The 275-nt window shown below is 45.5% G+C and carries 1 protein-coding gene; it reads left to right on the top strand.

Translation table 11 applies throughout. The annotated features are described in order from the left end of the window. The first annotated feature begins 7 nt into the window (after positions 1-7). A complete protein-coding gene (locus FS628_RS33285) occupies positions 8-247 on the top strand; it encodes a ribosomal protein L16 (protein ID WP_369008912.1) in 240 nt (79 codons plus the stop codon). Positions 248-275 lie beyond the last annotated feature (28 nt).

Raw genomic sequence — 275 nt, 5'->3', positions numbered from 1 at the left:
AGTTTCCATCAAAATCTTCCCACACAAACCAATCACTCAAAACCCTCTCCACGTCCGCATGCCTACCCCTAAACCTAACCTACAAAAATCCCTTCCACTACTCAAACCACCTAACATCATCTTTCAACTTCCTCCTCTACCCCACCAAATTCCACCCCAACCAATCCCTCTTCCCCCTCACAAACTCCCAATCAAAACCAAGTTCGTGAAACGTGAACAATTCCGTGCTGAAGCAAATCAAAGCTAGTCAATTTCGCAACCTAACCTCTGCTCAA

This window comes from Paenibacillus xylanexedens (assembly GCF_007676705.1).
GTDB lineage: Bacteria > Bacillota > Bacilli > Paenibacillales > Paenibacillaceae > Paenibacillus > Paenibacillus xylanexedens_C.
The sequence above is the reverse complement of the archived record's forward strand: the minus strand, read 5'-3'. Positions and strand labels throughout refer to the sequence as shown.